At 43.2% G+C, this 25,662-nt stretch carries 21 protein-coding genes and 1 pseudogene; 6 read left to right on the plus strand and 16 right to left on the minus strand.

The features are described 5' to 3' along the window. Positions 1–169: 169 nt before the first annotated feature. From JO943_RS04715 to xerA, 5 genes are all read right to left on the minus strand, one after another. Positions 170–1,132: an MBL fold metallo-hydrolase gene (locus JO943_RS04715; protein ID WP_413814524.1), complete on the minus strand. Its 963-nt coding sequence runs from the start codon at positions 1,130–1,132 to the stop codon at positions 170–172. Between the two features lie 87 nt (positions 1,133–1,219). After that, positions 1,220–2,059, minus strand: coding sequence for a helix-turn-helix domain-containing protein (locus JO943_RS04720; protein ID WP_202740112.1), 840 nt, complete (start codon positions 2,057–2,059; stop codon positions 1,220–1,222). 76 nt (positions 2,060–2,135) lie between these two features. Then, entirely contained in the window at positions 2,136–3,071 is a 936-nt protein-coding gene (locus JO943_RS04725; protein WP_004771288.1) for an FAD-binding protein, read from the minus strand. A 17-nt stretch (positions 3,072–3,088) separates the two neighbouring features. Next, positions 3,089–3,838 (minus strand): electron transfer flavoprotein subunit beta/FixA family protein, encoded by a 750-nt coding sequence (locus JO943_RS04730; RefSeq protein WP_004771287.1) that lies wholly within the window; start codon positions 3,836–3,838, stop codon positions 3,089–3,091. A 431-nt stretch (positions 3,839–4,269) separates the two neighbouring features. Beyond that, positions 4,270–5,163, minus strand: coding sequence for a site-specific tyrosine recombinase/integron integrase (gene xerA, locus JO943_RS04735; RefSeq protein ID WP_162137922.1), 894 nt, complete (start codon positions 5,161–5,163; stop codon positions 4,270–4,272). Between the two features lie 160 nt (positions 5,164–5,323). Here xerA and JO943_RS04740 point away from each other — a divergent pair, with 160 nt between their 5' ends. Then, positions 5,324–5,935 (plus strand): LysE family translocator, encoded by a 612-nt coding sequence (locus JO943_RS04740; RefSeq protein WP_202740113.1) that lies wholly within the window; start codon positions 5,324–5,326, stop codon positions 5,933–5,935. Positions 5,936–5,984: 49 nt separating this feature from the next. Here the strand turns inward: JO943_RS04740 and dapF are convergent, their stop codons facing one another. The 5 genes from dapF to JO943_RS04765 all read right to left on the minus strand — a co-directional run bounded on the left by dapF (position 5,985) and on the right by JO943_RS04765 (position 11,707). Next, positions 5,985–6,839: a diaminopimelate epimerase gene (gene dapF, locus JO943_RS04745; protein ID WP_202740114.1), complete on the minus strand. Its 855-nt coding sequence runs from the start codon at positions 6,837–6,839 to the stop codon at positions 5,985–5,987. Positions 6,840–6,845: 6 nt separating this feature from the next. Continuing rightward, the gene (lysA, locus tag JO943_RS04750; protein ID WP_202740115.1) at positions 6,846–8,096 is read right to left on the minus strand and encodes a diaminopimelate decarboxylase; all 1,251 of its coding nucleotides are present in this window, start codon (positions 8,094–8,096) and stop codon (positions 6,846–6,848) included. A gap of 22 nt (positions 8,097–8,118) precedes the next feature. Next, entirely contained in the window at positions 8,119–8,355 is a 237-nt protein-coding gene (gene lptM / locus JO943_RS04755; protein ID WP_202740116.1) for an LPS translocon maturation chaperone LptM, read from the minus strand. A gap of 143 nt (positions 8,356–8,498) precedes the next feature. Continuing rightward, positions 8,499–9,911 (minus strand): amino acid permease, encoded by a 1,413-nt coding sequence (locus JO943_RS04760; protein ID WP_032871928.1) that lies wholly within the window; start codon positions 9,909–9,911, stop codon positions 8,499–8,501. Positions 9,912–10,198: 287 nt separating this feature from the next. Then, complete coding sequence (locus tag JO943_RS04765) at positions 10,199–11,707, minus strand: alanine/glycine:cation symporter family protein (RefSeq protein ID WP_202740117.1); 1,509 nt, start codon at positions 11,705–11,707, stop codon at positions 10,199–10,201. A 361-nt stretch (positions 11,708–12,068) separates the two neighbouring features. Here JO943_RS04765 and radA point away from each other — a divergent pair, with 361 nt between their 5' ends. Together radA and JO943_RS04775 are read left to right on the plus strand one after the other, a co-directional pair. Beyond that, the gene (gene radA / locus JO943_RS04770) at positions 12,069–13,457 is read left to right on the plus strand and encodes a DNA repair protein RadA (protein ID WP_005229351.1); all 1,389 of its coding nucleotides are present in this window, start codon (positions 12,069–12,071) and stop codon (positions 13,455–13,457) included. A gap of 98 nt (positions 13,458–13,555) precedes the next feature. Continuing rightward, positions 13,556–14,545 (plus strand): Tim44 domain-containing protein, encoded by a 990-nt coding sequence (locus JO943_RS04775; protein ID WP_202740118.1) that lies wholly within the window; start codon positions 13,556–13,558, stop codon positions 14,543–14,545. Between the two features lie 484 nt (positions 14,546–15,029). On the opposite strand, the gene JO943_RS04780 is transcribed toward JO943_RS04775, so the two are convergent. Further along, a complete protein-coding gene (locus JO943_RS04780) occupies positions 15,030–16,658 on the minus strand; it encodes an inorganic phosphate transporter (protein WP_032871924.1) in 1,629 nt (542 codons plus the stop codon). A gap of 438 nt (positions 16,659–17,096) precedes the next feature. Between JO943_RS04780 and metH the strand changes: the two genes are divergently transcribed. After that, positions 17,097–20,783, plus strand: a complete 3,687-nt coding sequence (metH, locus tag JO943_RS04785) for a methionine synthase (RefSeq protein WP_202740119.1) — start codon at positions 17,097–17,099, stop codon at positions 20,781–20,783. A 190-nt stretch (positions 20,784–20,973) separates the two neighbouring features. Beyond that, on the plus strand, positions 20,974–21,546 hold the full coding sequence (locus JO943_RS04790; RefSeq protein WP_202740120.1) for a hypothetical protein: 573 nt from the start codon (positions 20,974–20,976) through the stop codon (positions 21,544–21,546). Positions 21,547–21,638: 92 nt separating this feature from the next. On the opposite strand, the gene JO943_RS04795 is transcribed toward JO943_RS04790, so the two are convergent. The 3 genes from JO943_RS04795 to def form a co-directional block, all read right to left on the minus strand. Then, on the minus strand, positions 21,639–22,109 hold the full coding sequence (locus JO943_RS04795; protein ID WP_202740121.1) for a hypothetical protein: 471 nt from the start codon (positions 22,107–22,109) through the stop codon (positions 21,639–21,641). A 151-nt stretch (positions 22,110–22,260) separates the two neighbouring features. After that, positions 22,261–23,538, minus strand: a complete 1,278-nt coding sequence (locus tag JO943_RS04800; RefSeq protein ID WP_202740122.1) for a glutaminase — start codon at positions 23,536–23,538, stop codon at positions 22,261–22,263. Positions 23,539–23,682: 144 nt separating this feature from the next. Continuing rightward, on the minus strand, positions 23,683–24,168 hold the full coding sequence (gene def, locus JO943_RS04805) for a peptide deformylase (RefSeq protein WP_005229338.1): 486 nt from the start codon (positions 24,166–24,168) through the stop codon (positions 23,683–23,685). A 132-nt stretch (positions 24,169–24,300) separates the two neighbouring features. On the opposite strand from def, the gene JO943_RS04810 reads away from it, so the two are divergent. Beyond that, positions 24,301–24,504 carry a hypothetical protein gene (locus JO943_RS04810; protein ID WP_005229337.1) on the plus strand — a complete coding sequence of 68 codons (204 nt, stop codon included), beginning with the start codon at positions 24,301–24,303 and terminating at the stop codon, positions 24,502–24,504. Between the two features lie 45 nt (positions 24,505–24,549). On the opposite strand, the gene JO943_RS04815 is transcribed toward JO943_RS04810, so the two are convergent. Together JO943_RS04815 and JO943_RS04820 are read right to left on the minus strand one after the other, a co-directional pair. Then, complete coding sequence (locus tag JO943_RS04815; RefSeq protein ID WP_005229336.1) at positions 24,550–25,041, minus strand: DUF2505 domain-containing protein; 492 nt, start codon at positions 25,039–25,041, stop codon at positions 24,550–24,552. A gap of 107 nt (positions 25,042–25,148) precedes the next feature. Beyond that, a pseudogene (locus tag JO943_RS04820) lies at positions 25,149–25,438 on the minus strand (hypothetical protein). Positions 25,439–25,662 lie beyond the last annotated feature (224 nt).

The raw sequence follows: 25,662 nt of genomic DNA on the forward strand, positions 1-25,662 counted from the left end.
TACTAATCAGTACACTTTTAGCTTAATTGAAATTAACCATTAAGAAAAACTTAAATTAATACGATTTAAATCAGTATGTTAAATTAGCAACAGTATCGTTGCATAAAGGAAACGCTCTGTCTCATAAGCTTGAACCTGCTATCAGCGAAGAAAAAATCAAAGCCACCCATCACTGTTCTGGGCGATATTGGGCTGGAATCCATTGATAGCCGTGCGCATTCTTGCCGATATGACCAATACCGGGAAAAGCCACATGTGCAGCGCCAATCCACCATTGATGTTGAGAGGCTTGTTCAAAGATATGTTTACGCACTGCAATAGCACTTCGGGAATCCGTATCCGGTTTATAGCTGGCTTCGGGATACGGAAATTGCACCGCAGCATAATGCACCACGTCCCCCAGTCCCAAAAATTTTTGTCCATTTTTTCCATCTACCAGATAAGAGGAGTGGCCTTCGGTATGTCCCTGCGTGATGATCAGTTCAACATTCGGCACATGGAAAGAGGTTTTGGTAAAGGCATTCAACTGTCCTGCCTGCTGATAAGGTTGTAATGCATCGCGGGTCATTTTAAATAAAGGTTTGAAGAAATCAGTGGCTTTTGCTTCGTTCTCTGCTGATGTCCAATAGTCGACATCCGCTTTGGCCAGATATACCTTGGCATTTGGGTAGAGCATTTTTCCGTTTAGGCTAATGCCACATAAATGATCAGGATGAGCATGGGTAATCAAAATCGTATCAATCTGCTCGGGCTGTACCCCTGCATTTTTCAGGTTTTCCGGGACATGTCCCAAGCTTGGGCCAAAGCATTGGGACGTGCCCGCATCAATTAAAATATTCTGGGTCGGAGTTTGGACCAGATAAGCCGAAAAGTCAGTCATGATCTGATTGTGCTCATCGACAGGTACAAAATTCTGTGCAAATAACCGGTTGGCTTTTTCCGATGAAATTCCCAGCAAATCGCTACGAGGCAAGCCAAGTTCGCCATCAAACAGCGCCGTCACTTTCAGATTTCCAATCGGTTGTAAAAAATATCCTGCGACCTGCTTGAGCTGGGGACTGGATTCAGCATGAACAGTAGCTGCACTAAACAATAATGCAATCAGGATCGGTTTTAATAATTTCACGTCCATCACCTCGATATTGGATTGATTTAAATCTAATCATTCCTAATGATCAAAATCGCTCAATCATCGACGTGAATCGCTCAATTTAGAGAATTACAAAGCTAAAACGTTAGGATCAATCTGATAACGCTGCATAAATCGGGCACGGAACGTCGCAACCGATTGATAACCGGACTTCGCTGCAATCGTTTTCATCGGCAGTTTGTTTGAATACAACAACTCTAGTGCATAGGCAAGCCGGGCACGGGTAATGATTTCTCTTAAAGACGTCTGTTCGTGACTGAGTTTACGCCGCAATGTGGCACTGCTTAAACCTAGGCGCGCCTCAATTTCACTGGATTGCCATGCATGTTGTGGTTGCTCCAGCACCCACTGGTAAATTCGTTTGGAGAGTTGTGGAGCAGGAACAATCAATACATCGGAACACTGCTGTTGACATAGCTGCACCAGTATCGCTGCAATCGACAAACGTGCCTTAACCAGATCCTGTTCAAATAAAGCGGTTTGCCAGCTTAGAAGATGAGGGGCAAAATCATGGATTGAAAACCGTAAGATTGCTTCTGTTTTATCGGTAATCGGCTTGGCCCAGATCATCTGTGCAGCCTGAATCACCTCTTCACACATCGGCACCAGAATGGTTAGATATTCGCCCGTTTCCGGATCTGGAATATTGACGGTATCGGCAACAGTATCGGGCTTGATAATAAACAGGTCACCCGCACTGAGATTCACCTGTTGATGATGCAGCGTTAATTGTTTCTGCCCATGCAGAATCATGCCCATATGCAACTGGTTCACTTGAATATTCGCTAGCCCATGCTGGTTTTTCGCCCGAATACATAAGTAATCCCGCGCCATATCTGCACGTGCCAAGCTGACCAGCGAACCATGCAAATGCTGTGCATCCATCGTAGCAGCAGAATCAATATTCATCATCTATCCAATAAAAAACGCCCTTGTGCAATGTATAGCACAAGGGCGTTTTCTTGAATAAGTAGCAGACTATAAATTACAGTTTGCTTACCAATTCTGGAACAACAGTGTTTAAATCACCGACTAACCAGTAGTCAGCAACGCTGTTGATCGGCGCTTCTTCGTCTTTGTTGATTGCAACAATCACTTTAGAGTCTTTCATACCTGCCAAGTGCTGAATCGCACCAGAGATACCAATCGCCATATAAAGATCAGGCGCAACGATTTTACCCGTTTGACCAACCTGGAAATCGTTTGGTACGAAGCCAGCATCTACCGCAGCACGTGAAGCACCTTGAGCAGCACCAAGCTTGTCAGCTAATGGATCAAGGACTTTGTGATAGTTCTCACCAGAACCTACACCACGACCACCAGAAACCACGATACGTGCAGCAGTTAACTCTGGACGATCAAGTTTCACGATTTCTTCGTTTACAAAGGTAGAAATACCAGCGTCTTTTGCTTCAGCAACCGCTTCAACCGCAGCAGAACCACCTTCAGCAGCAACTGCATCAAATGCTGTACCGCGAACGGTACCCACGATGATTGCTTCGTCAGATTGAACAGTTGCAATCGCGTTACCCGCATAGATCGGACGCTTGAATGTATTTGCAGATTCAACAGCGATGATGTCTGAAATCATGCTAACGTCAAGAAGTGCAGCAACACGTGGAAGAATGTTCTTACCCGTTGTTGTAGATGCAGCTAATACGTATTTGTAACCGCCTTTCGCGATGTCGGCAACTAAGCCAGCAACGTTTTCAGCCAATTGGTTTGCATAAGCAGCATTGTCAGCAAGTAATACTTTGCTCACACCAGCAACTTTAGCAGCAGCGTCTGCAACTGCTTGAGCGCCAGAACCAGCAACCAATACAGTAATATCACCACCGATTTTTTGAGCTGCCGCAACAACGTTTAAAGTTGCACCGTTAAGTGTCTGGTTGTTGTGATCAGCGATAACTAAAATACTCATGATTTTATCCTTCTGTATTAGATCACTTTCGCTTCGTTTTTCAATTTTTCAACAAGCTCGTCTACAGACTTCACTTGTACGCCAGCTTTACGTTCAGCAGGAGCTTCAACTTTAATTGTTTTAAGCTTAGTACCTGTTGCAACGCCATAATCAGCAGGTGATTTGGTATCAAGTGGCTTTTTACGCGCTTTCATGATGTTTGGAAGAGCAGCATAACGTGGCTCATTCAAACGTAAGTCAGTCGTGATGATTGCAGGAAGTGCAAGCTCAACAGTTTGTAAACCACCGTCGATTTCACGAGTTACCTGAACTTTACCGCCGTCAACTTTAACTTCAGATGCGAAAGTACCTTGACCTGCACCCAGTAAAGCACCAAGCATCTGACCTACCTGGTTAGAGTCGTCATCAATTGCCTGTTTACCAAGAAGAATAAGTTCCGGTTTTTCAGCATCAACTACGCCTTTCAAGATTTTAGCAACTTCAAGAGCGCCAACTTCATCAGCAGTTTCAACTAAAATACCACGGTCAGCACCTAGCGCCATTGCAGAACGAATTTGTTCTTGAGCTTCTTTAGCACCCACTGAAACCACAACGATTTCAGAAACTGTTCCTTTTTCTTTTAAGCGAACCGCTTCTTCCACTGCGATTTCACAGAATGGGTTGATTGACATCTTAACGTTGGTAAGGTCAACCCCACTATTGTCCGGCTTAACACGAACTTTAACGTTGGCATCAACCACACGTTTTACAGCGACAAGAGCCTTCATGTAATCCTCGGCTGTTCTAAGCAAGTAAATGTAATGAAGAGTATTCTAACTCTTCGATTGAAACTTTTTAGGTGCCCTATCTTGCAATGTATTTGGCATTTCGGTCAAGTCACAATTTCCGCTACAGCTATAAAAAACATGAAACGCTCAGTTCACAAATTGAAAATAATGATTCATTCTATTTATTTAGCTCATCAAGATGATGAATATTAAACTTTGATTTTTTTAATATTTTATAAAATTCAACGATCTAAACCAGCATTTTTCATCAGGATTGCAACGATCTGTAACGGATCGTTTCCTGCAAATTTGGTTGCCTTTTCGCTTTTATAAAAACGTGGCAATTAAGTAATAACATCAATTCAACAAATGTACGGAATAAACGGGAAAAGTAGACGACGATTAATCGTTCAAATTTGCAACATAATATATCAGGAACTCGCCTTTTGCGCCCGTGGATGGGTTTGATCATACACTTTTGCCAACTGATCAAAGTCGACATGGGTATAGATCTGGGTGGTGGAAAGATTGCTATGTCCCAACATTTCCTGCACAGAACGTAAATCGCCACTGGCAGAAAGCATATGACTGGCAAAACAATGCCGTAATAAATGCGGATGCAGGTCGACATTGACACCTGCACGTTGCGCTTGTAGCTTGACCCGATTTTCAATTTGTCGTGGTGTTAAGGCATTGCCGCGTTGCGAGATAAAAACCGCAGAATCCGCATGAAAGCCACCTTGCCAGATCCGATAGATTTTTAGCCATTCCACCAGACTGTCTTTAGCTTTGCTTCCAAATGGGACTATGCGGGTTTTATTGCCTTTACCTGTGATACGTAATAACTGCCGATTGAAATCAATATCCTTGATGCTTAAGCCTTGCAATTCTGCCAGACGCAAACCACTGGAATATAGCAGTTCCAGCATGGCTTTATCGCGTAGCCATAATTGCTGCTCAACAGGTTTTTCGGGGGCAGCCTGATCTAGAATTTGATGAACCGTCTCAATATCAATCATGCCCGGTAAGGGACGTGGCTGGCGCTTTAATTTAAAATCTTCAGATGGATTCTGCTCCAGATATTGTCCTTGCTCCGCCCACTTCATAAATTGGCGAATAGAAGTCAAATGTCGCTGTAAAGTGCTGGAACTCAATTGATCCCGCTCAACCCGGGCAGCCAAATATTCTCTCAGGTCTGAAGCTTCAATATCCTGGAGCTGTAATTGCTTTTGTTCACAAAACCGGAAAAAATCAGTCAAATCGCGTTGATAGGCCGCAATGGTATGTTCCGACTGATTTTGAATCATCCGTTCTTTTAACCACATCGATAGAAGTTTTGCAGGGGTTTCCAAATAACGCTCCATGCTGAAAACAAGACCTAGCGACAGTCTAGCAAATTTTTCCCTCGATTCCTGCTAAACCTGCTCGAACAATGTAGTGCACTGTACTACAATCATTTTTCAAGTTTTAAGTGGTGGCCTCATCATGACAACAATGCTTATTCCCTATCTGATCGCAATTACCCTGCTGACCATTACCCCCGGGCTTGATACCACGCTGATTATCCGTACCGCAACGCTTGAAGGTAAGGCCAAAGCATTTCAAGCGGCCTTGGGGATTAATCTGGGTTGTATCGTGTGGGGAGTTATTGTGGCCTGTGGATTGGGCGCCTTATTGATGACCTCGGATCTGGCCTTTAATCTTTTAAAATGGATGGGCGCCATTTATCTGGCCTGGTTAGGACTCAATCTGATCTTAAAACCTCGTAGCCAACTCGCTGGTCTGAATGATTCTACGACGGCGCAAAACTGGTTTATCAAAGGTTTTTGGGGCAATTTGCTTAATCCTAAAGTCGGTATTTTTTATATTTCCTTTTTACCGCAGTTTATTCCCCAGTCCTCATCTCCAATCATCTGGACCATGGGCTTGGTGATGATTCATGTGGTGATTGGGTTGTTCTGGTCGATATTCCTGACTGTTGCAATGCAGTCCATTTCAGCCTATTTAAAACAACCCAAATTTATTCAATATATGGATCGGATCACAGGCAGTGTATTTATCCTGTTTGCTCTCAAGCTGGCATTGAGTAAACGATAAAGCATAAAAAAAGCGCATTTTAAAAACGCGCTTTTTTTATCTGGGTTGATCACCCCTGAAAATATCTTAAATCCAGACGGGCATCATAGACATGCGTGGTTGGACCTGTCATCCACACCACATCCCCTTCACGCCAAGCAATGTGTAATTTACCGCCCGCAAGTTGAACTTCAACTTCATTGGCAAGTAAGCCACGGCGCATCCCACTGACTGCGGCTGCGCAAGCCCCTGTACCACAGGCCAACGTCTCGCCAACACCTCGTTCATACACACGTAAACGGATATGCTTTTCATCCAGAATTTGCATAAACCCCGCATTGACACGTGCAGGGAAACGCGCATGTGATTCCACTTGTGGCCCCATACGTTCTACATCTGCCGTTAATACATCAGGCACGATGGTTACCGCATGCGGATTTCCCATGTTCACCACATCAATATTAATGCTTTGATTGTCTGCCAATGCAAGTGCATATAAGCCTTCAATATCTTCATGCGCTTGCGTCACAAACGGAATTTCTTCGGGAAGAAACTTCGGTTGCCCCATATTGACGCGTACCCAACCGTTGGCACCCAATTCAGGTTCAACAATCCCCGCTTTGGTTTGCACACGAATTTTGGTTTTGGTGGTCAATTGACGCTCATGAACAAAACGGGCAAAACAACGCACCCCATTACCGCATTGCTCAACTTCCGAGCCATCGGCATTGAAAATTCGATATTTAAAATCAACGTCCGGTAAATCGGGTGGTTCAACAATCAATAGCTGATCAAAACCCACCCCAAAATGACGATCTGCCAAACGCTGAATCGTGACTGTATCTAAATAAGCGCGCTGGGTAACGAGATCAACGACCATAAAATCATTGCCCAAACCATGCATTTTGGTAAATTCTAAATACATCTCAACTTATTCCTCAGGCAATAAATGTTCTTTTTCCCAAAGTGATTCTATGGTTTCACGCTCACGAATTAAATAGGCTTGATCACCACTGACCATCACTTCGGCAGCTCGGCCACGGGTATTATAATTAGAGCTCATCACAAAACCGTATGCACCGGCACCCAGCACCGCCAGTACATCATTTTCCTGAAGCGCCAAATCACGCTCTTTACCGAGGAAATCGCCTGTTTCACAGATGGCACCGACCAAATCCCATGTTTTCACTTCAACATCAGCACTCGGATTCACCGATTGAATATCCATCCATGCTTCATATAAGGCAGGACGAATTAAATCATTCATCGCCGCATCAATAATGGCAAAGTTACGGTGACTGGTTGGTTTGAGTAAATCCACTTTGGTTAATAATGCGCCCGCATTGGCAGAAATACTACGCCCCGGCTCCATATAGACTTTGAGGCCCAGCTTTTCTAAAGCAGGACGCATGGCATTGGCATATTCTTCAACACTTGGCGGCGTTTCATCTTTATAACGCACGCCCAAACCACCGCCAATATCAATATGTTTGAGGTTGATCCCCAGACTTTTCAACTGCTCGATCATTAAAATGACACGATCCAGTGCATCGACAAAGGGTTGCGTTTCCGTCAACTGCGAACCGATATGGCAATCGATTCCGACAATCTCCAGATTCGGTAATGACGCTGCATATTGATAGGTTTCATTGACCGTATCGCTTGGAATACCAAACTTGTTTTCTTTCAAACCGGTTGAGATATAAGGATGCGTATTGGCATCCACATCAGGATTTACACGTAACGAAATCGGTGCTTTTTTGCCAAGTTTTGCTGCGACTTTCTGAATGCGGTCCAGTTCGGCATGCGACTCCACATTGAAGCAGGCAATCCCAACATTTAAAGCTTTTTCGATATCGGCTTCAGATTTACCCAAACCGGAGAAAACAATTTTTGCAGGTTCACCACCGGCTGCCAGTACCCGTGCCAATTCGCCACCTGTCACGATGTCAAAACCCGCACCCACTTTTGCCAATACACGAAGAACAGCCAGATTTGAGTTTGACTTCACTGCAAAACAGATTTGATGATCAATAAAATCAAAAGCACGATGCATATCCAAATAATGCTTTTCAAAAGTGGCTTTTGAATACACATATAAAGGCGTGCCATATTGCTGCGCGAGCTGATCCAGTGAACATTGCTCAGCGTGCAATACTCCATTAATGCGAGTGAAACTCATGAAGATGTCCTTATTTACAAACTTAAGGTGAGATGGTCTGTGATTGCGGCAATGATGTTACCTGGCTGTCCTGTTCTACTTCATCAATGTTTACATCAGATGAGGTTTTAGCCGGAGATGCTTCATTTTTATAAAGCAGATATTTTGCGCGTTTGTCTTGATTTGGATCAGATGGCAAATGCAATTCACCCGTCTGGCCACAGGCAGTTAAAACAATACTGCTTAATAATAAACTGATCGAACAAATGACTTTAAGCATCTGAGCACCTAACTTTTACAATTCGGAGCAGTATAGCGTGATCATTGGATTGGCTAAAGTCTAAACTTGAATGAATCAGGCAATAACCCTAAAAAAACGCCGACCTCGAGGTCGGCGTTTTTAGCAATCAACATGGTTAATGCTTATTTTTTTCTATAGAAGAAATAACCAATCGCCAGAATGACAAACCAGATCGGGCTGACTTTGAGCGATTCTAATGTGGTTTCATCTAGTGCAAGGAAGTAAATTGTTGCAAGGAAGAATAAAATCACGACCCAGCAAGTGAACACGCCACCTGGAAGTTTAAAGCTTGATTGCGCATGCAACTCTGGACGATTTCTGCGGTAGTTAATATAACTCCACATGATAATGATCCATACGCAGATGAACAGAATGGTTGATAGCGTTGTTGCAAGCGTAAATGCTGTTACTTCATCATTGGTACCGGTCTGCAACTTATAAACAAACTGCACAAATGCACCGATAAAGATACAGATTGACGAGAAGATCAATGCTTTAGACGGAACAGCCGATTTAGACAGTTTTCCAAACAGTTTAGGCGCTTGTTGATCTGTAGATAGACCAAACAACATACGACTGGTCGAGAAAACACCACTGTTCATGGATGACATCACCGAAGACAACACCACCAAATTCATGATAATCGCAGCAGATGCAATACCTGCTTGTGAGAAGATATTAACGAATGGGCTGACTTTAGGATTGATCTGATCCCAAGGCGTCACACACATCACCACAAACAAGGCCAATACATAGAAAATAATGATACGGATCGGAATCGAGTTAATCGCTTTTGGTAAGTTACGTTTTGGATCTTGCGTTTCAGCAGCCGTGGTACCGACCAGTTCCACCCCGACAAAGGCGAAAATTGCAATCTGGAAGCCTGCTAAAAACCCTTCCAGACCTTTCGGGAACATGCCGCCATGAGTCCAGAGATTTGAAACACTTGCGACTGTTCCTGAAGCATTGGTAAAGCCGGTAAAGATCATCCATAGGCCCACCGCAATCAACACAATAATTGCAGTAATCTTCACCATTGCAAACCAGAACTCCATTTCACCGAATAATTTAACGGTGACCAGATTCAGGCCCAGTACAAACATGATCGCGACCGTACTAATCAGCAACCCGCCTAATGGTGTAAACGACTCTCCGCCATTAAAGAACTCCAGATAGTAAATAATGGCCGATAAATCAGCGATACCGATGGTGACCCAACAGAGCCAGTAGGTCCAGCCGACAAAATAACCCGCCCAAGGGCCGATCAGATCGGTCGATAAATCGATAAAAGATTTGTAGTTCAGGTTAGACAGTAACAGTTCCCCTAATGCACGCATTACGAAGAACACCATCAAACCAATGGTCATATAAATAAACAGGATAGATGGCCCAGCCAAACTGATGGTTTTACCAGACCCCATGAACAATCCTGTTCCGATTGCACCGCCAATCGCAATCAACTGTAGATGTCGATTAGATAGACTACGGTGAAGTCCGCTTTGCTCAGCAGCCTCACTCAGATTTTGATTCGACATTTTACAAAAACTCTCCAGTGTTTTTAATCCCTTAGCTAAAACCAGCTGTTTATAACGATACATACCCTTTTCAGTATCTTTTTTCGCTATCCATGCTTGGGCTTGTTTTAGCTAAGTAATGTTGTACCTGTATTTGTCAAAATACAATTGAATTCGATCATACGCACAAGGCCAAAACAATACAATGAACTTGTGCGGGCAACTTAGTCATCCTGAAAACAAGCAGAAATAAAAAAAGAAGTGGCGATCAAGGCCACTTCTTGGCTATACAAAAATGAATTTATAACTTAATCATCAGATCTTGACTGCTGTTTACGTTTAAGACGCTCTTCCCAGAAGGTTGCATTACGGATGCCGAGTTTCACCGGATCGAAGACGAACTCCTTAACCCCTGCTTTCTGTTGCTCTTCGTAATCCTTCAAGGCTTTGATGGTCGGTTTCCACACAAAATAGGTCACGATAATGCCAATAATATTGATCCAGGCCATGAGGCCTACCCCAATATCACCGATACCCCAGATATAACCGGTTGCACTGATAATGCCGTAGGCAACTGAAAGAATAATAAAACACTTGGTAATAAACAGCAGTGAAGGTGTTTTGGTGATATAGCTCAGATAGGTAATATTGGTTTCTGCAATATAGTAATAAGCTACAATCGTGGTAAATGCGAAGAAGAATACAGCCAGCGCTACAAAGATTTGACCAAAACCTCCAAAAACTGTGCTGACTGCTATTTGGGTAAATGCAGGTGAACCGATTTCGGTTGCCGGCGAAACATGCTGCACAATAAACTGCCCGGCTTCTAAAGTGCCTTGTACGTTATACATGCCTGTAATCAGGATCATAAAGGCCGTTGCCGAACATACAAACAGGGTATCTACATAAATCGAGAAAGCCTGTACAAAGCCTTGCTGTGCCGGATGTTGCACTTCTGCAGCTGCAGCAGCATGTGGCCCTGTGCCTTGCCCCGCTTCATTGGAATAAACACCACGTTTTACTCCCCAACCAATTGCAGCACCAATCCCTGCCATCGGTGAAAAAGCATCTGTAAAAATGAGCTTGATTACCCCAGGCAATTCCTGAATGTTCATGACTACAATAATCACCGCCATCAGGATATAACCCAGCGCCATAAAAGGTACCACCAGCTCTGCGAAGCGGGCAATCCGCTTAATGCCGCCAAAAATAATGATCGACAGCAGAGACACTACCACAATCAGCGCCAGCAATTTGAATACACCGATATCGCCAAAAACAATGGCACCCTGTCCGGTAATCTGGGTAAAGGCGTTCCCGACGGCATTGGCCTGAATTCCCGGCAAAAACAGACCACAAGAAACAATGGCAGCAATCGCAAACAGAATCCCTAACCAACGCTGGCCTAAACCCCGGTCAAAGTAAAAAGCAGGACCACCACGATATTGCCCCTGATATTCAACCTTGTAAATTTGACCGAGGGTGGATTCGACATAGGCCGTACTGGCACCGAGAAATGCCACCAGCCACATCCAGAACACCGCGCCTGGGCCACCGAAGCCAATCGCTGCTGCCACACCGGCAATATTACCCACCCCGACACGTCCCGATAAAGAGACCGACAAGGCCTGAAATGAAGAAATTCCCTGTGCGGAGGAGGAACCATTAATTAACAGTTTCGCCATTTCCTTGATCTGACGAACCTGTACAAACCGAGTTAAAATAGAAAAAAATAAACCAGCACCGAGGCATAAATAGATTAGCGCTGGACTCCAGATAATTCCATTTACCCAATTTACAATCTCTGCTGCACTCATAGACATCAACCTTTATTATATATTTTGAAAAGATAGTCACTGTTGAATTTTTCATTCGTCTGAGCATGAGCAATATCTATGCCATTCGATCAAAATCTCCTGACAACAAATAAGCAAATACACCAACACCATCCATGGAAAAAGTGAATTGAACAAAAAAAGCGATTGCTAAAAACACACGGTCTATAACTTGTAAAAGTCGTATATCATGTTATTTTTCTGAGCACTTCCCTTTAACCAATCTGCGACGAAATCATGCCGTCTTCGTTTTGTTATTCCTTAAACAACGATGGACATGTTTAGAAATTTTTCGTCCTGATTCTTTTTTATCTAATTTTAAGAAAGTTTTCAATTTTATCTTATGGCAAAAATTAAATCCGTTTACAGATGTGAACAATGTGGTGCAGATCATCCGAAATGGGCAGGTCAATGTTCAGAGTGTGGTGAATGGAATAGCCTGCTCGAAGTCCGTGTTGAACCGGTGGTGACACATCGTGGCCAGCCTAAGATGGGCGGAGGTTATGCCGGGCAAGTGGCGAATCTGACTACACTTAACCAGATCTCGGTTTCACAGGAAACCCGTCTGCAAACCGGGATTAGCGAGTTTGACCGGGTCTTGGGTGGCGGACTGGTGACGGGTTCAGTGGTCTTGATTGGCGGTGACCCAGGGATTGGTAAGTCAACTATCCTGTTGCAAACCGCAACCCATATGGCCAGCAAGAAAAGTTCTGCGTTATATGTCACCGGTGAGGAATCCCTGTCACAGGTTGCCTTGCGTGCCCAGCGCCTCGACCTGCCGACCGATTCGCTGAAAGTCATGGCTGAAACCTGTGTCGAACGCATTTGTGAAGTACTGGCTCAAGAACGCCCTGCTGTTGCAATTCTGGATTCGATTCAGACGCTGTATACCGAAACCTTACAGTCAGCGCCAGGCGGCGTATCGCAAATTCGTGAATCTGCAGCGTTACTGACCCGTTTTGCCAAAAATAGCGGCACGGCTTTATTCCTTGTGGGTCACGTGACCAAAGAAGGCGCGCTGGCAGGTCCACGTGTTTTAGAACATATGGTCGATTGTGTGCTGTATTTTGAAGGCCAATCCGATTCGCGCTACCGTATGATCCGTGCGGTCAAGAACCGTTTTGGTGCAGTCAATGAACTGGGCGTATTCGGCATGACCGATAAAGGCCTACGTGAAGTTGCCAATCCATCCGCGATTTTCCTGAGCCGTTATGATGAAGCCATTCCGGGTTCAATCGTGATGATTAGCCGTGAAGGTACTCGTCCACTTCTGGTCGAAGTTCAGGCACTGGTGGATGATGCCCATGGGCAGCCACGTCGCGTGGCACTCGGTTTGGAGCAAAACCGCTTAAACATGCTCTTGGCGGTGATGCACCGACATGGTGGAGTTCAAACTTCAGGACAAGATGTATATGTCAATGTGGTCGGTGGTTTAAAAATTACCGAGACCGGTTCTGACTTAGCGGTACTACTGGCCTGTGCGTCCAGCCTAAGAGGCAAAGCCTTACCACAGCAATTGGCGGTCTTTGGTGAAGTCGGTCTTTCAGGTGAAATTCGTCCTGTACCGAATGGTCAGGAACGCCTAAAAGAAGCCGCCAAACATGGCTTTAAGTATGTGATTTTACCGCGAGGTAATGCACCACAAAAACCAGTTGATGGGGTCCAAATCATTGCTGTGGCACGTTTGCATGAAGCCTTAACCGAAGCCATGCAGCTCAGTGATGAGCTATAACCCGCGTCTGACATAAAAAAACATACTTTTCTAGTTGAAATTCGATGTAAATACCTTCATAAATACATTTACAAATTGAATTTAAATAGGAAATTTCGATGCAAGTACACCAGCGTGGCTTGATGGCAGCTCTTTTGATGGCAACTTTGGTCGCTGCACCGCTTGCGGAAGCAAAACGTGCAGGTGGCGGTAAAAGCCATGGCATGAGCAGATCTAGTTCATCTAGCCAATCTTACCAGCCGTCACGTCAAGCAGCGCCAGCGCCTCAACAACAGACTGCGCCTCAACGATCAGGTCCAGGTGTGGGCTCTATGGTTGCTGCGGGTGTCGCAGGTGCAGCCGTTGGTGCTGTAGCTGCCAATGCATTGGCGGATGACAAACAACATAACCCGACTACGACTGAGCAAGAACAAGCTGCTCAGCAAGCACAACAGCAACAGGAAGAAAAAGGTGGAATTCCTGGCTGGATCTGGGTCCTTCTTGCTGCTGCCATCGCCTTCTTTGTGTTTCGCAAATTGGGCGCAAAAAAAAAATTAGTCAGCAATAACCCTTACGCGCCTAACAATGGCGGTCAAAACAACTTTGGCCGTCAGGTTCCACCTCAAGCAGCACCACGTCAATCAGCGGATAATACCAATATCTTTGGTCAGTCTGTCGCTGGTGGTAGCGCTGCGCCTCAAGCGCCATTTGGCGGTGCGTCTATGAGCAGTGGCAATCAATTACCAGATGGGACTGAACCTGCTGCATTCTTACGTATTGCCCGTCAACGTTTTAACCATATTCAATCGGTTAACAGCGCCAGCAATATTGAGGAAATCCGTCGTTATTTAACCCCTGAGCTTTATAGTTCAATGCACAGCGATATCATGGCCAATCAGGATCAGGATGTTGCCGAGTTTAGCAATCTGAATGCGATGGTGGTCGAAAGTACTACGGAAAATGGTCAATATGTGGTGAGCGTACGCTTTACCGGCACAGTAAGTGAAGATTTGAATAGCTTGCCACAACCCTTTACTGAAATCTGGCATTTTGTAAAACCTGCCGGTTCACAACAAGACTGGGTGGTTGCGGGAATTCAACAAGCTTAATTGTCTTGAGCCATAAAAAAAGAGCTATTTCGATAGCTCTTTTTTTATGGCTCTTATTTTAACAGGAACAAAAAAAGCCATTCCCTAGAGAATGGCGGAGTGTAAAACAACAAAATTATCGCTCTTATTGAGATAGGTCAGCACAACCTGGCACGATCTGTCTATTGATACTAACGGATAAATGCTTTAAAAAATATTCCTCTTTTGGGGAATAAAACGCTTTTATTGGGGCCATCTTCAAGAATAGCCGTCGAAACCTAGACGGTAGTGAATTTTTACCTGCAACATCCCCACCTAAAGCCGCTCCTACGCCATTTCACCAGATCACCATCCCTTTTGTACTGCTAAGGTTAAATCGCCTTGTAGGCTTTGATAGAGCCTTCAGAAGCACATGTTTGTCTATATCATCAATCAACACCCATAAAAAAAGGCCTTGCCATAGCAAAGCCTTTAAATTTTATTCGAATCTAATGATTCAGCATCATTAGACAAACTGTAAGAACAACCAGTACAGACCACCAGACAATGCAATCGTTGCCGGTAAAGTGAACACCCATGCAGAAAGAATGGTTTTCACAGTATTGAAGTTTAAACCGGACTTATTCGCGACCATGGTACCTGCAACTGCACTGTTTAATACGTGAGTGGTTGATACCGGCATACCTAAACCATCAGCCGCAGCAATGGTACTCATTGCCACAAGTTCAGCAGACATGCCCTGACCATACGTCATATGGTTCTTACCAATACGTTCACCCACTGTCACTACAATACGTTTCCAGCCCACCATTGTACCCAGACCCAGTGCCAGTGCTACTGCAACTTTAACCCAGTTTGGAATGTACTGCAGGAATGAATCCAGGCTATTACGATATTCTTTGACCACTTTGGCCTGACTTTCATCCATTGCTGGTAAAGCTTCAGCCTTGTCTAAACGTTTGAATGTCGTGGTGCTCAAATACATGTCATTACGGATTTCACTGACTGCCGCTTCTGGAATCAATTTAAGATCACCATAGCCTGCAACACGTGTACCGATATGAGAAGTCATGCTTGCAAGTGCAGGAACAACTTCAGCGGTTTGCTCTTTGGTCTGGATATATTTGGTTAATACATCACGTGCTTTTTCATCGGTCAGCTCGTTTTGATTCACATTCAAAACGACCGCAGTCTGAGTAGAAAGTTGCTCAAAAGACTGTAAATGTTGTGCATCCAGATTTTTGTTCAATGAGTAAGCCAATGGTACCAAGCCGATCAGGATCAACATGATTAAACCCATGCCTTTTTGACCGTCGTTTGAACCATGCGCAAAACTTACGCCAGTACAGGTAAAAATCAGGATTGCACGAATCAGTGGAGGTGGTGGCTTATTGCCTTCTGGTGGCTGAAACAGCTCCATTTGACGTTTAAAGACCTTCTTCACCAGTAAGAATAGAACGGCTGCAAAAGCAAAACCGATCAATGGCGAGAATAATAACGCCTTACCCACCTTAATCACCTGATCAATATCAATGCCACTACTGGTCGCTCCAGCAGACGCATTCAAGATATGATTCATGATGCCCACACCTAAAATCGAACCGATTAAAGTATGTGAACTTGATGCAGGAATTCCCAAGAACCACGTGCCCAGATTCCACAGAATCGCCGCGATTAACAATGCAAAAACCATCGCGAAGCCAGCACCACTGCCGACATTCATGATCATTTCTACAGGAAGTAATGCAATAATACCGTATGCAACCGCACCACTCGCCACCATAACCCCAAGGAAGTTACAGAAGCCAGCCCACATCACTGCTGCCGGTGCAGGCAAAGCATTGGTATAAATAACCGTCGCTACAGCATTTGCCGTATCGTGAAAACCATTTACAAATTCAAAGCCTAAAGCGATGAAAAGTGCCGTCGATAAAAGAATAACTGAATATAAGCTTAACGGCGGTACATGTGCCAGATCAGCACTTAACTGAAAACCGATATAAACCAGTGTTGCAACAATAATTGTCAAAAACACCGGCATAAAAAATTTCGGTGTAGGTACATGTACATTCGTCGATTTTGCCTGAGAACTGGCAAGCGGTGAATCCGAAACAGGAGGAAGATTAGAATTCATGTAGACGGTGAGAGGATAATAAAATCCTCTGTATTGTTTAATTAAATTATGACAATTATATGACAAAGGACTGTCATATAAAGCCAAAATTTCATATTTTTATAGCGTTTTTAAGGTTTTTTTTACGATAATTTTATCCTGTTTTAAAATTTAATAAAATAAAAACAATAGCTTACAAAGATATCACATCCAACCAAACTGTTTGTCTGATTTTGCAACAAATGCTACGAAAGATGACATATTTTTGTCACATTCTGATTAATTTGTTGGCTTTTTAAGCATTATTCCGTTCGATTATGACAATTGAATGAACATTTTATGACATTTTCGAAATGACCCGATGAATCACTGTTCTGAGTTGTTGAAAATACGCGCTTTGACCTAGCTTCTGTTACAATGCCCCTGCTTTTTATCTTCATCATCGACCGGGGTTTCTGAATGTCCACGCTTACCACCCTACAATCACTTCTTGCCCAACGCATCCTGATTATTGATGGTGCAATGGGAACCATGATTCAACGCCATAAACTAGAAGAAGCAGATTATCGTGGTGAACGCTTTGCAGACTGGGCATCAGACCTGAAAGGCAATAATGATTTATTAGTTCTGACACAACCACAGATTATTCAGGGCATTCATGAAGCCTACCTAGATGCTGGCGCGGACATTATTGAAACCAATAGCTTTAACGGCACCCGCGTTTCCATGTCGGATTATCACATGGAAGATCTGGTACCAGAGATCAACCGTGAAGCAGCACGCTTGGCACGTGCAGCCTGTGACAAATATTCGACCCCAGACAAACCGCGTTTTGTTGCCGGTGTGCTTGGTCCGACATCACGTACCTGTTCGATTTCACCAAATGTTAATGATCCGGCCTTTCGTAACATTACCTTTGACGAACTAAAAGAAAACTATATTGAAGCTGCTCACGCCTTGATCGAAGGTGGAGCAGACATCCTGCTGATTGAAACCGTGTTCGATACCTTGAACTGTAAAGCCGCGATCTTTGCAGTAAAAGAGGTCTTCAAGCAAATCGGTCATGAACTGCCACTGATGATTTCAGGCACCATTACCGATGCCTCAGGGCGTACCTTAACCGGCCAGACTGCAGAAGCATTCTGGAACTCGGTACGTCACGGTGATTTACTCTCGATCGGTTTTAACTGTGCCTTGGGTGCAGACGCGATGCGTCCACACATCAAAACCATTGCTGATGTTGCAGATACCTTTATTTCTGCCCATCCGAATGCTGGCTTGCCTAATGCTTTCGGTGAATATGATGAAACCCCGGAACAAACCGCAGCCTTCATTAAAGAATTTGCTGAAAGCGGTTTGATCAATATTACCGGTGGTTGCTGTGGGACTACACCCGACCACATCCGTGCCATTTATAATGCGGTCAAAGATATTCAGCCACGCCAAGTGCCGGAAACCGTTCCTGCTTGCCGTTTAAGTGGTTTAGAGCCATTTAACATTGATGAAAACTCTTTGTTCGTTAACGTTGGTGAACGTACCAACGTCACCGGTTCAAAAAAATTCCTGCGCCTGATTCGTGAAGAAAACTTTGCCGAAGCTTTGGAAGTGGCTCAGCAACAGGTTGAAGCGGGTGCACAGATCATCGATATCAACATGGATGAAGGAATGCTCGATTCGCAAACTGCGATGGTACATTTCCTCAATCTGGTGGCGTCTGAACCGGATATCTCTCGCGTGCCGATCATGATTGACTCATCAAAATGGGAAATCATTGAAGCGGGCTTGAAGTGCGTACAAGGTAAACCTGTGGTGAACTCGATTTCCCTAAAAGAGGGTTATGACGAGTTTGTCGAAAAAGCACGCCTGTGCCGTCAATATGGCGCTGCCATTATTGTGATGGCTTTTGATGAAGCTGGTCAGGCTGATACCGCGGCACGTAAGCGTGAAATCTGTAAACGTTCTTATGATGTGTTAGTCAATGATGTCGGCTTCCCTGCTGAAGATATTATTTTTGACCCGAACGTGTTTGCCGTGGCAACCGGGATCGAAGAGCACAACAACTATGGCGTTGACTTTATTGAGGCTACGGGCTGGATCAAACAGAACTTGCCACATGCCATGATTTCTGGCGGTGTATCGAACGTTTCGTTCTCTTTCCGTGGTAATGAACCGGTGCGTGAAGCGATTCACTCGGTATTCCTGTACCATGCCATCAAGCAAGGCATGACCATGGGCATCGTCAACGCAGGTCAAATGGCAATTTATGACGATATTCCAAAAGAACTGAAAGAAGCTGTTGAAGATGTCGTTCTAAACCAGAACCAAGGTGAATCGGGTCAAAACGCCACAGAAAAACTGCTTGAAGTGGCTGAGAAATACCGTGGTCATAGTGGCGCGCAACGCGAAGCTGAGAACCTTGAATGGCGTAACGAGTCGGTTGAAAAACGTCTGGAATATGCCTTAGTCAAAGGTATCACCACGTATATTGATGAAGATACCGAAGAAGCCCGTTTAAAAGCCAAACGTCCACTCGATGTGATTGAAGGCGCCTTGATGGATGGTATGAACGTGGTCGGTGACCTGTTCGGTTCAGGTAAAATGTTCCTGCCACAAGTGGTGAAATCTGCACGTGTGATGAAACAAGCCGTGGCATGGCTGAACCCGTACATCGAAGCTGAAAAAACCGGTAGCCAGTCTAAAGGTAAAGTGTTGATGGCGACGGTAAAAGGTGACGTACATGATATTGGTAAAAATATCGTGGGTGTGGTCTTGGGTTGTAACGGTTATGACATCGTTGACCTTGGCGTGATGGTACCAGCAGAAAAAATCCTGCAAACCGCGATTGATGAGAAATGCGACATCATCGGCCTTTCCGGTTTGATCACCCCATCTTTGGATGAAATGGTGTTTGTTGCCAAAGAAATGCAACGTAAAGGCTTTAACATTCCTTTACTGATTGGTGGGGCAACCACGTCGAAAGCACATACTGCCGTCAAAATCGATCCACAATATCAAAATGATGCGGTGATCTATGTAGCGGATGCTTCACGTGCAGTCGGTGTTGCAACCACCCTGCTGTCGAAAGAAATGCGTGGCAACTTTATTGCCGAGCATCGTGCTGAATATGCCAAGATTCGTGAGCGTCTAGCTAACAAGCAACCGAAAGCCGCCAAACTCAGCTATGCGGAATCGATTGAAAATGGTTTCAAGGTGGATGATAACTATGTGCCACCGATTCCAAATACCTTAGGTACGCAAGTCATTACCAACTATCCATTGGCAACACTGGTTGAATATTTTGACTGGACGCCGTTCTTTATCTCTTGGAGCTTGGCGGGTAAATTTCCGAAAATCCTGACAGATGAAGTGGTCGGTGAAGCAGCTACTGATTTGTATAACCAAGCGCAAGCGATGCTGAAAGACATTATCGAGAATAATCGTTTCGATGCCCGTGCTGTATTTGGTTTATACCCTGCACAGCGTACCGGTGCGGATACGGTCAGCGTGTTTGATGAAGCCGGTCAAAAGGTTACCCATACCTTTGAGCATATTCGTCAGCAATCTGACAAAGTGACAGGTAAACCGAACTTATCTCTAGCAGACTTTATTAGCACCTCTAAAGACCATACCGATTATCTCGGTGGTTTCACTGTATCAATCTTTGGTGCGGAAGAATTGGCCAATGAATATAAAGCCAAAGGTGATGATTATTCAGCCATTCTGGTTCAGTCATTGGCCGATCGTTTTGCCGAAGCTTTTGCTGAGCATTTGCATGAGCGTATCCGTAAAGAGTTCTGGGGCTATAAAGCCGATGAGACTTTGAACAATGAAGAATTGATCAAAGAGAAATATGTCGGTATTCGTCCAGCACCAGGTTACCCTGCTTGCCCAGAGCATTCTGAAAAGGCGGTGTTATTTGACTGGTTAGGTTCGGAAGCGAAGATCGGTACCAAATTGACTGAACACTTTGCGATGATGCCACCTTCTTCTGTCAGTGGTTTCTATTATTCACATCCAGAAAGTGAATATTTTAACGTAGGTAAGATTTCTCAAGATCAGCTTGAGGATTATGCCAAACGTAAAGGCTGGACACTGGATGAAGCGAAGCGTTGGTTAGCACCGAATTTAGATGATTCGATTGCGTAAGTTTTAAAAGAAAAATCCCCTCATCAAGGGGATTTTTTATTACTTATAATTAAATATTATAGAAGTTATATAGCTAGGATATCAGTTTCTAAATAGATTTAACCATTAAAAATCGCCAGCTTAATTTTTTAAATTTGAGGAATTGTAGTAAAATTTGATATTCATAAAATTCGTCTGCACCCAGCTTTAAATGATCAAATATTCCAAATTAAATCAAGAAGATAAAAACAAATTAGCGATTACTCTTGCTTTAATCTTTACAGCATTTCTTCTTTTTATAATAGCCCTGAGCATTCACAAACTGCTCTCACCAAAGAAGATAATTAGACCAATACCGTATCAGCATCTGGAAACAGATAAGCAGATCACTTATGAATTCAGGATTAAAAAATTTAATAAGTCAGATACGATATTCATCATTGAAAATCAAAAAAGAATCTATCTTTTTGACTGTTCAAATTATTTGGAAACTATCTGTACGCATGATCGCGACAAAGCTTTAAACCACCAAATAAAAACAGCAGATATTATAAAAATAAACGATAAATTTATAATTAAAAATATGATTTGGGTGGATTCCGTTGCCAAAAGGCAATTTCAACATACATTGAAAGATCACCAACTCTTGGAAATATATGAAGCGAATAGTAAAACCTCTTATGTAACGATAGCTATCTTCTTAGCTTTCACTTGTGGAGGTTTGTTTATAATCCTTTGGGGTCATATTTATAAATCTATTTTAAAAAGACTCGACTCAGTTTGAATTGTTTCTGTAGTTCCTAAAATACTTTTAAATTGGCTAAAACACTTATATTTTAGCCTTTAGTTGATCTTTTAACTCGCCATTCTCAAAAATTAACAATCATCAAAGAACAATTTATATTTTAGAAGTTTTCCATTTTTAAACATGAACTCTATTGAATCATTCCCACTCTCGGCAAGCCCACTATAAACAATATTCTTGTTTTCAGAGTCTCCCCACAATTCATATTTTTTAAATTGTTGCATAAAACTCTTTTGATCTATCCCACTACGAATTTTTTGTCCGTGGAACAGGAGCCCATTGTTCTGGCTTAAATAAACCTCTTTAATGACACCCGTATCTAAAAGCTTAAAACTGCCATAATCATATTCATCAGGAAAATTACCTCCATTACATTCATCCGGTTTACCTTTAATAATGCTTTTCGGTTTACCCAACGAACGTATCGGTACTTCCCCATTACTATAAGTTTTGCCCTGAATGACAGGTTGCACAAATGGAGCAGCGAGGAGTGGAGATGAAATCACACACATCAAAGCTAAACTAAGGATTTTATTTTTCATTTTAAATATTCTTCAAAAAACTAATTGGCTCATTATAAATACAATTTAAATTAAATTCTCCCCCCATAAAAGAAAATCCATCCAACGATATTGAGCATAATATATAAACGCTATTTAGAATCTATATCATTTCAATATAGGCTCTTTGCATTTACAACTCTTTATGCTTCTCAATCAAATCTTCAAGATTCTGATAAACATGCAAGACCCGATCTTTATGCGTTCTTGCGTTATCCAGACGCTGCTCAGGATCAACCAACAACAAGGTGTGACCATCATCAATCAAGCGATCAATCCCTTCCAGAAACATCCGTTTTCCGACATCATGAATGAGGGAAATCTGGGATAAATCAATCACGATGCTACTGTTATCGACTGGCTCACATTGCAACGTCCGTAACAACATTTCCGCTTCAGTAAATTTCAATACACCACGCAGTACGTAGACACTTAAAGACGCATCTTTTCCGGTTCGATAATGACTCTGCACAATGGTTTGTGCGGAAGGTGTGCCTTCCATCAAATGCAAGCCCATATCACGTGAGAGTCTTTCCATGATATCGATGCCACGTACACTATTGCCATGTTCATCGAGTCTAGGAGAAAAAGCCGCTATGCTGACCTGACCTGGCAACACACCCAAGATTCCACCTGCAACACCACTTTTAGCCGGAATGCCAACCGTCGTGAGCCAATCCCCCGCTGCATCGTACATCCCACAGCTCATCATCACACTCAGGACTTGGCGAACCACAGCACGATTCAATAAACGCTTTCCAGTTTTAGGATCAACTCCGCCATTGGCAAAAACACTGCCCATGCGTACCAGATCTTTGACCGTGACCAAGATCGCGCATTGACGAATATAACCATTCACAATATCAACAGGATCGGATTCCAAAATCCCCACGGTTCGCAACATATAACCGATCGAGAGATTGCGATAAGCGGTTTTTACTTCTGATTCATATACCGCATCATCAAATTGTAGTTCACGACCAGCCAGCTCACTCATAAACTGACGTAAAATTTCTGCGCCGGACAGATCGTCTTTGCTTGGAATCAAGGAATGTGTGGTGATGGCACCCGAATTAATCATCGGATTCTTGGGACGGCGATCTTTTCCCAATGAAATTTCATTAAAGGCTTCCCCTGAAGGTTCAACCCCGACTTTTTCCAATACGGCATCAATACCCAACTGTTGCAGCACATAGGCATAAGTAAATGGTTTAGACATCGATTGAATGGTGAATTCAATCTCAGCATCTCCTACGGAATAGATTTCACCATCACCAGTCGATAATGCCAGCGCCAGACGGTCTGGATTGGCATTGGCCAGTTCAGGAATATAATCGGCGAGATGACCGCTGTTATCTGTATCGCAGGCTTCAATCACATGAGCCAAATAATCAGGAAGCGGAGTTTTCATGTTCAGTCGCCTTACAACAGTCGAATTTTAATCTTGTGAAAATTTATAATACAGAACACTGATAATATTGAAATTATAGCTTTTGTAATGATTTTAGCTCTGACGGCATTGCTGCAACTACAATCCGTTTGCTACCGGTTATAGCTACTCATTTATTCTTTCAACAAATAAAATCCCGTTTAGGTGATCAACTTCATGCTGCACAATACGTGCAGGAAAACCTTCAAACGCGGTTTCAATCACTTCACCCTGTAAGGTGTAATAACGGACTTTGATCGCTTGTGCCCGTTCGACCTGTCCCCGTTCATTCGGCACGCTTAGACAGCCTTCTTCCCCGAAACAGGTAGTTTCAGAAAACGCTAAAATTTCAGGATTGACCATCACCACCGCATCCATTTCAGGTGCATCGGGATAACGTGGATTCGGGCGTGATGCCACAATAATTAATCTTTTAGAAATATAGACTTGAGGTGCTGCAATACCAACACCATTGCGTTCCAGCATGGTCGCATGCATGGCAGACGCCAGTTGCAATAACCATTCACTATTGAATTCCCCGTTCGCGACTGCCGCCGCTTTAATTTTTAAAATCTCTTCACCACGTTGTGCTACAGGTAGAATTACGCTCATCCCACGCCCTTATAATTGTTTTGACCAAATAGTGGATATTATCGTATTGGATATTTTATCGAGTTACCATAATTTTCATTTAAGAATCTTGTCATAATATATTTGCGAAAAAAATAACACGGGCAAATCCCAATGAATGCAACGCAACTGTTTTTAGGTGTGATCTTTAGCTCGATTGGCTTAGGCTATTTTTTGTATGGCAAAAAGCAGAAGATGACCGTGCCTTTGGTCTGTGGTCTGGTCCTGATGTTTTTCACCTACTTGATTGAAAGTACCGCGCTGATCAGCATCATGGGGATCATCCTTTCGGTTATTCCCTATTTTCTGCGCTTCTAAAAACAAAAAACTCCCCGATTGGAGAGTCTTCTATTCATTGAAAAATTAAAGATGTTTCTTTAATTCATCAGCAACAATTTCGATTTCAAGATTGCTGAATTTACGGATTTCACCCTCCGCATGCTTCTCTAACATGCCACCAATCAATGGCACTTTGACTTTAACCGTCCATGTTAAAGAGATATTCACTTTTTCACTGTCGCCAGTCACACTACGTTCACCTTTGGCTTCCAAAGGCAGGTTTGCACCCAGTTCAACCGTAGAAGTTAAGTTCTTTAAATGGGTCACATCAGCACGTTTTAAACGGAATGCATTTTTTAATAATTTTTTTGCCACATCTGGAATATTCACATCCAGATTATATTCACGGCGCAAGGTATAAATATCGCCATTTACCGCAGATTCAATAATTTCCAGGTTTTCCCCAGGAATACGTTTACACACCGCTTCATGCAATGACGTATCTGCTACCAGTCTAGAAAAGTCTTCAATTGAAACACCATGAATTGTTTCATTCACCGTAAATTGATGTGCCATTTTTAAATGTCCATTTTGTTTTATTAGGATTTCATCATTGCGCAAAAGTATAACATTCAAGGCGATATCTCAAAGTCTGAGCCGTTAAAAACAGATGACTGCTCGGATTAGTTATTTTTATTGTAATGATGACGTATGCCTAATTTGACCGTAACACGTTCCATTCGGCTGATATACAGATAATGATCCCCATATTCGATCACTGCATAAAATTGTTCGGCCCCGTCATCCAGCCCCGTGGCTGACCAGTGGTGCCTTGCGGAAACTCATTTAACCATGCCGCTTTATAAAAATCTGAAACCGAATCAAAATCCAGGTACACGTCTGGATCAGCCATGATTTTCGCAGCCATCTGGTCAAATTTTTGTTGCTTAAATGCCTCTAGACTCAATAACACAAAAGTTCCTTATTCATTCAAATACAGTTTAAAGGTTGTCGCTGGCTCTCAGGTTCATCTTAAGCTGACTTACAAAAATACAGTGATTTTCTTATCGCTCTATTTTGCGGGGGATTCTGCTGTTTTTCTAGATTATTTTCAGTTTTATCATACAGATTCAGTCTACGCTGATTTGCTCGCGCCAGCTCAATATGTTATCAACATCTTATGCTTTTTATTTTTTT

The sequence above is a fragment of the Acinetobacter sp. 'aerobic (ED)' genome (genome assembly GCF_904886855.1).
GTDB classification, from domain to species: domain Bacteria; phylum Pseudomonadota; class Gammaproteobacteria; order Pseudomonadales; family Moraxellaceae; genus Acinetobacter; species Acinetobacter courvalinii.

Bases quoted from the DNA above. Each gene is read 5' to 3' on its own strand.
- JO943_RS04765 (WP_202740117.1), bottom strand. From the start codon at position 11,707: ATGAGTGCAGCAGAGATTGTAAATTGGGTAAATGGAATTATCTGGAGT.
- JO943_RS04810 (WP_005229337.1), top strand. From the start codon at position 24,301: ATGAATGCAACGCAACTGTTTTTAGGTGTGATCTTTAGCTCGATTGGC.
- lysA (WP_202740115.1), bottom strand. From the start codon at position 8,096: ATGAGTTTCACTCGCATTAATGGAGTATTGCACGCTGAGCAATGTTCA.
- JO943_RS04800 (WP_202740122.1), bottom strand. From the start codon at position 23,538: ATGAAAACTCCGCTTCCTGATTATTTGGCTCATGTGATTGAAGCCTGC.
- JO943_RS04790 (WP_202740120.1), top strand. From the start codon at position 20,974: ATGATCAAATATTCCAAATTAAATCAAGAAGATAAAAACAAATTAGCG.
- def (WP_005229338.1), bottom strand. From the start codon at position 24,168: ATGAGCGTAATTCTACCTGTAGCACAACGTGGTGAAGAGATTTTAAAA.
- JO943_RS04760 (WP_032871928.1), bottom strand. From the start codon at position 9,911: ATGTCGAATCAAAATCTGAGTGAGGCTGCTGAGCAAAGCGGACTTCAC.
- JO943_RS04715 (WP_413814524.1), bottom strand. From the start codon at position 1,132: ATGGACGTGAAATTATTAAAACCGATCCTGATTGCATTATTGTTTAGT.
- radA (WP_005229351.1), top strand. From the start codon at position 12,069: ATGGCAAAAATTAAATCCGTTTACAGATGTGAACAATGTGGTGCAGAT.
- JO943_RS04725 (WP_004771288.1), bottom strand. From the start codon at position 3,071: ATGAGTATTTTAGTTATCGCTGATCACAACAACCAGACACTTAACGGT.
- JO943_RS04795 (WP_202740121.1), bottom strand. From the start codon at position 22,109: ATGAAAAATAAAATCCTTAGTTTAGCTTTGATGTGTGTGATTTCATCT.
- JO943_RS04775 (WP_202740118.1), top strand. From the start codon at position 13,556: ATGCAAGTACACCAGCGTGGCTTGATGGCAGCTCTTTTGATGGCAACT.
- dapF (WP_202740114.1), bottom strand. From the start codon at position 6,839: ATGTATTTAGAATTTACCAAAATGCATGGTTTGGGCAATGATTTTATG.
- xerA (WP_162137922.1), bottom strand. From the start codon at position 5,163: ATGTGGTTAAAAGAACGGATGATTCAAAATCAGTCGGAACATACCATT.
- JO943_RS04730 (WP_004771287.1), bottom strand. From the start codon at position 3,838: ATGAAGGCTCTTGTCGCTGTAAAACGTGTGGTTGATGCCAACGTTAAA.
- JO943_RS04720 (WP_202740112.1), bottom strand. From the start codon at position 2,059: ATGAATATTGATTCTGCTGCTACGATGGATGCACAGCATTTGCATGGT.
- lptM (WP_202740116.1), bottom strand. From the start codon at position 8,355: ATGCTTAAAGTCATTTGTTCGATCAGTTTATTATTAAGCAGTATTGTT.
- metH (WP_202740119.1), top strand. From the start codon at position 17,097: ATGTCCACGCTTACCACCCTACAATCACTTCTTGCCCAACGCATCCTG.
- JO943_RS04740 (WP_202740113.1), top strand. From the start codon at position 5,324: ATGACAACAATGCTTATTCCCTATCTGATCGCAATTACCCTGCTGACC.
- JO943_RS04815 (WP_005229336.1), bottom strand. From the start codon at position 25,041: ATGGCACATCAATTTACGGTGAATGAAACAATTCATGGTGTTTCAATT.
- JO943_RS04780 (WP_032871924.1), bottom strand. From the start codon at position 16,658: ATGAATTCTAATCTTCCTCCTGTTTCGGATTCACCGCTTGCCAGTTCT.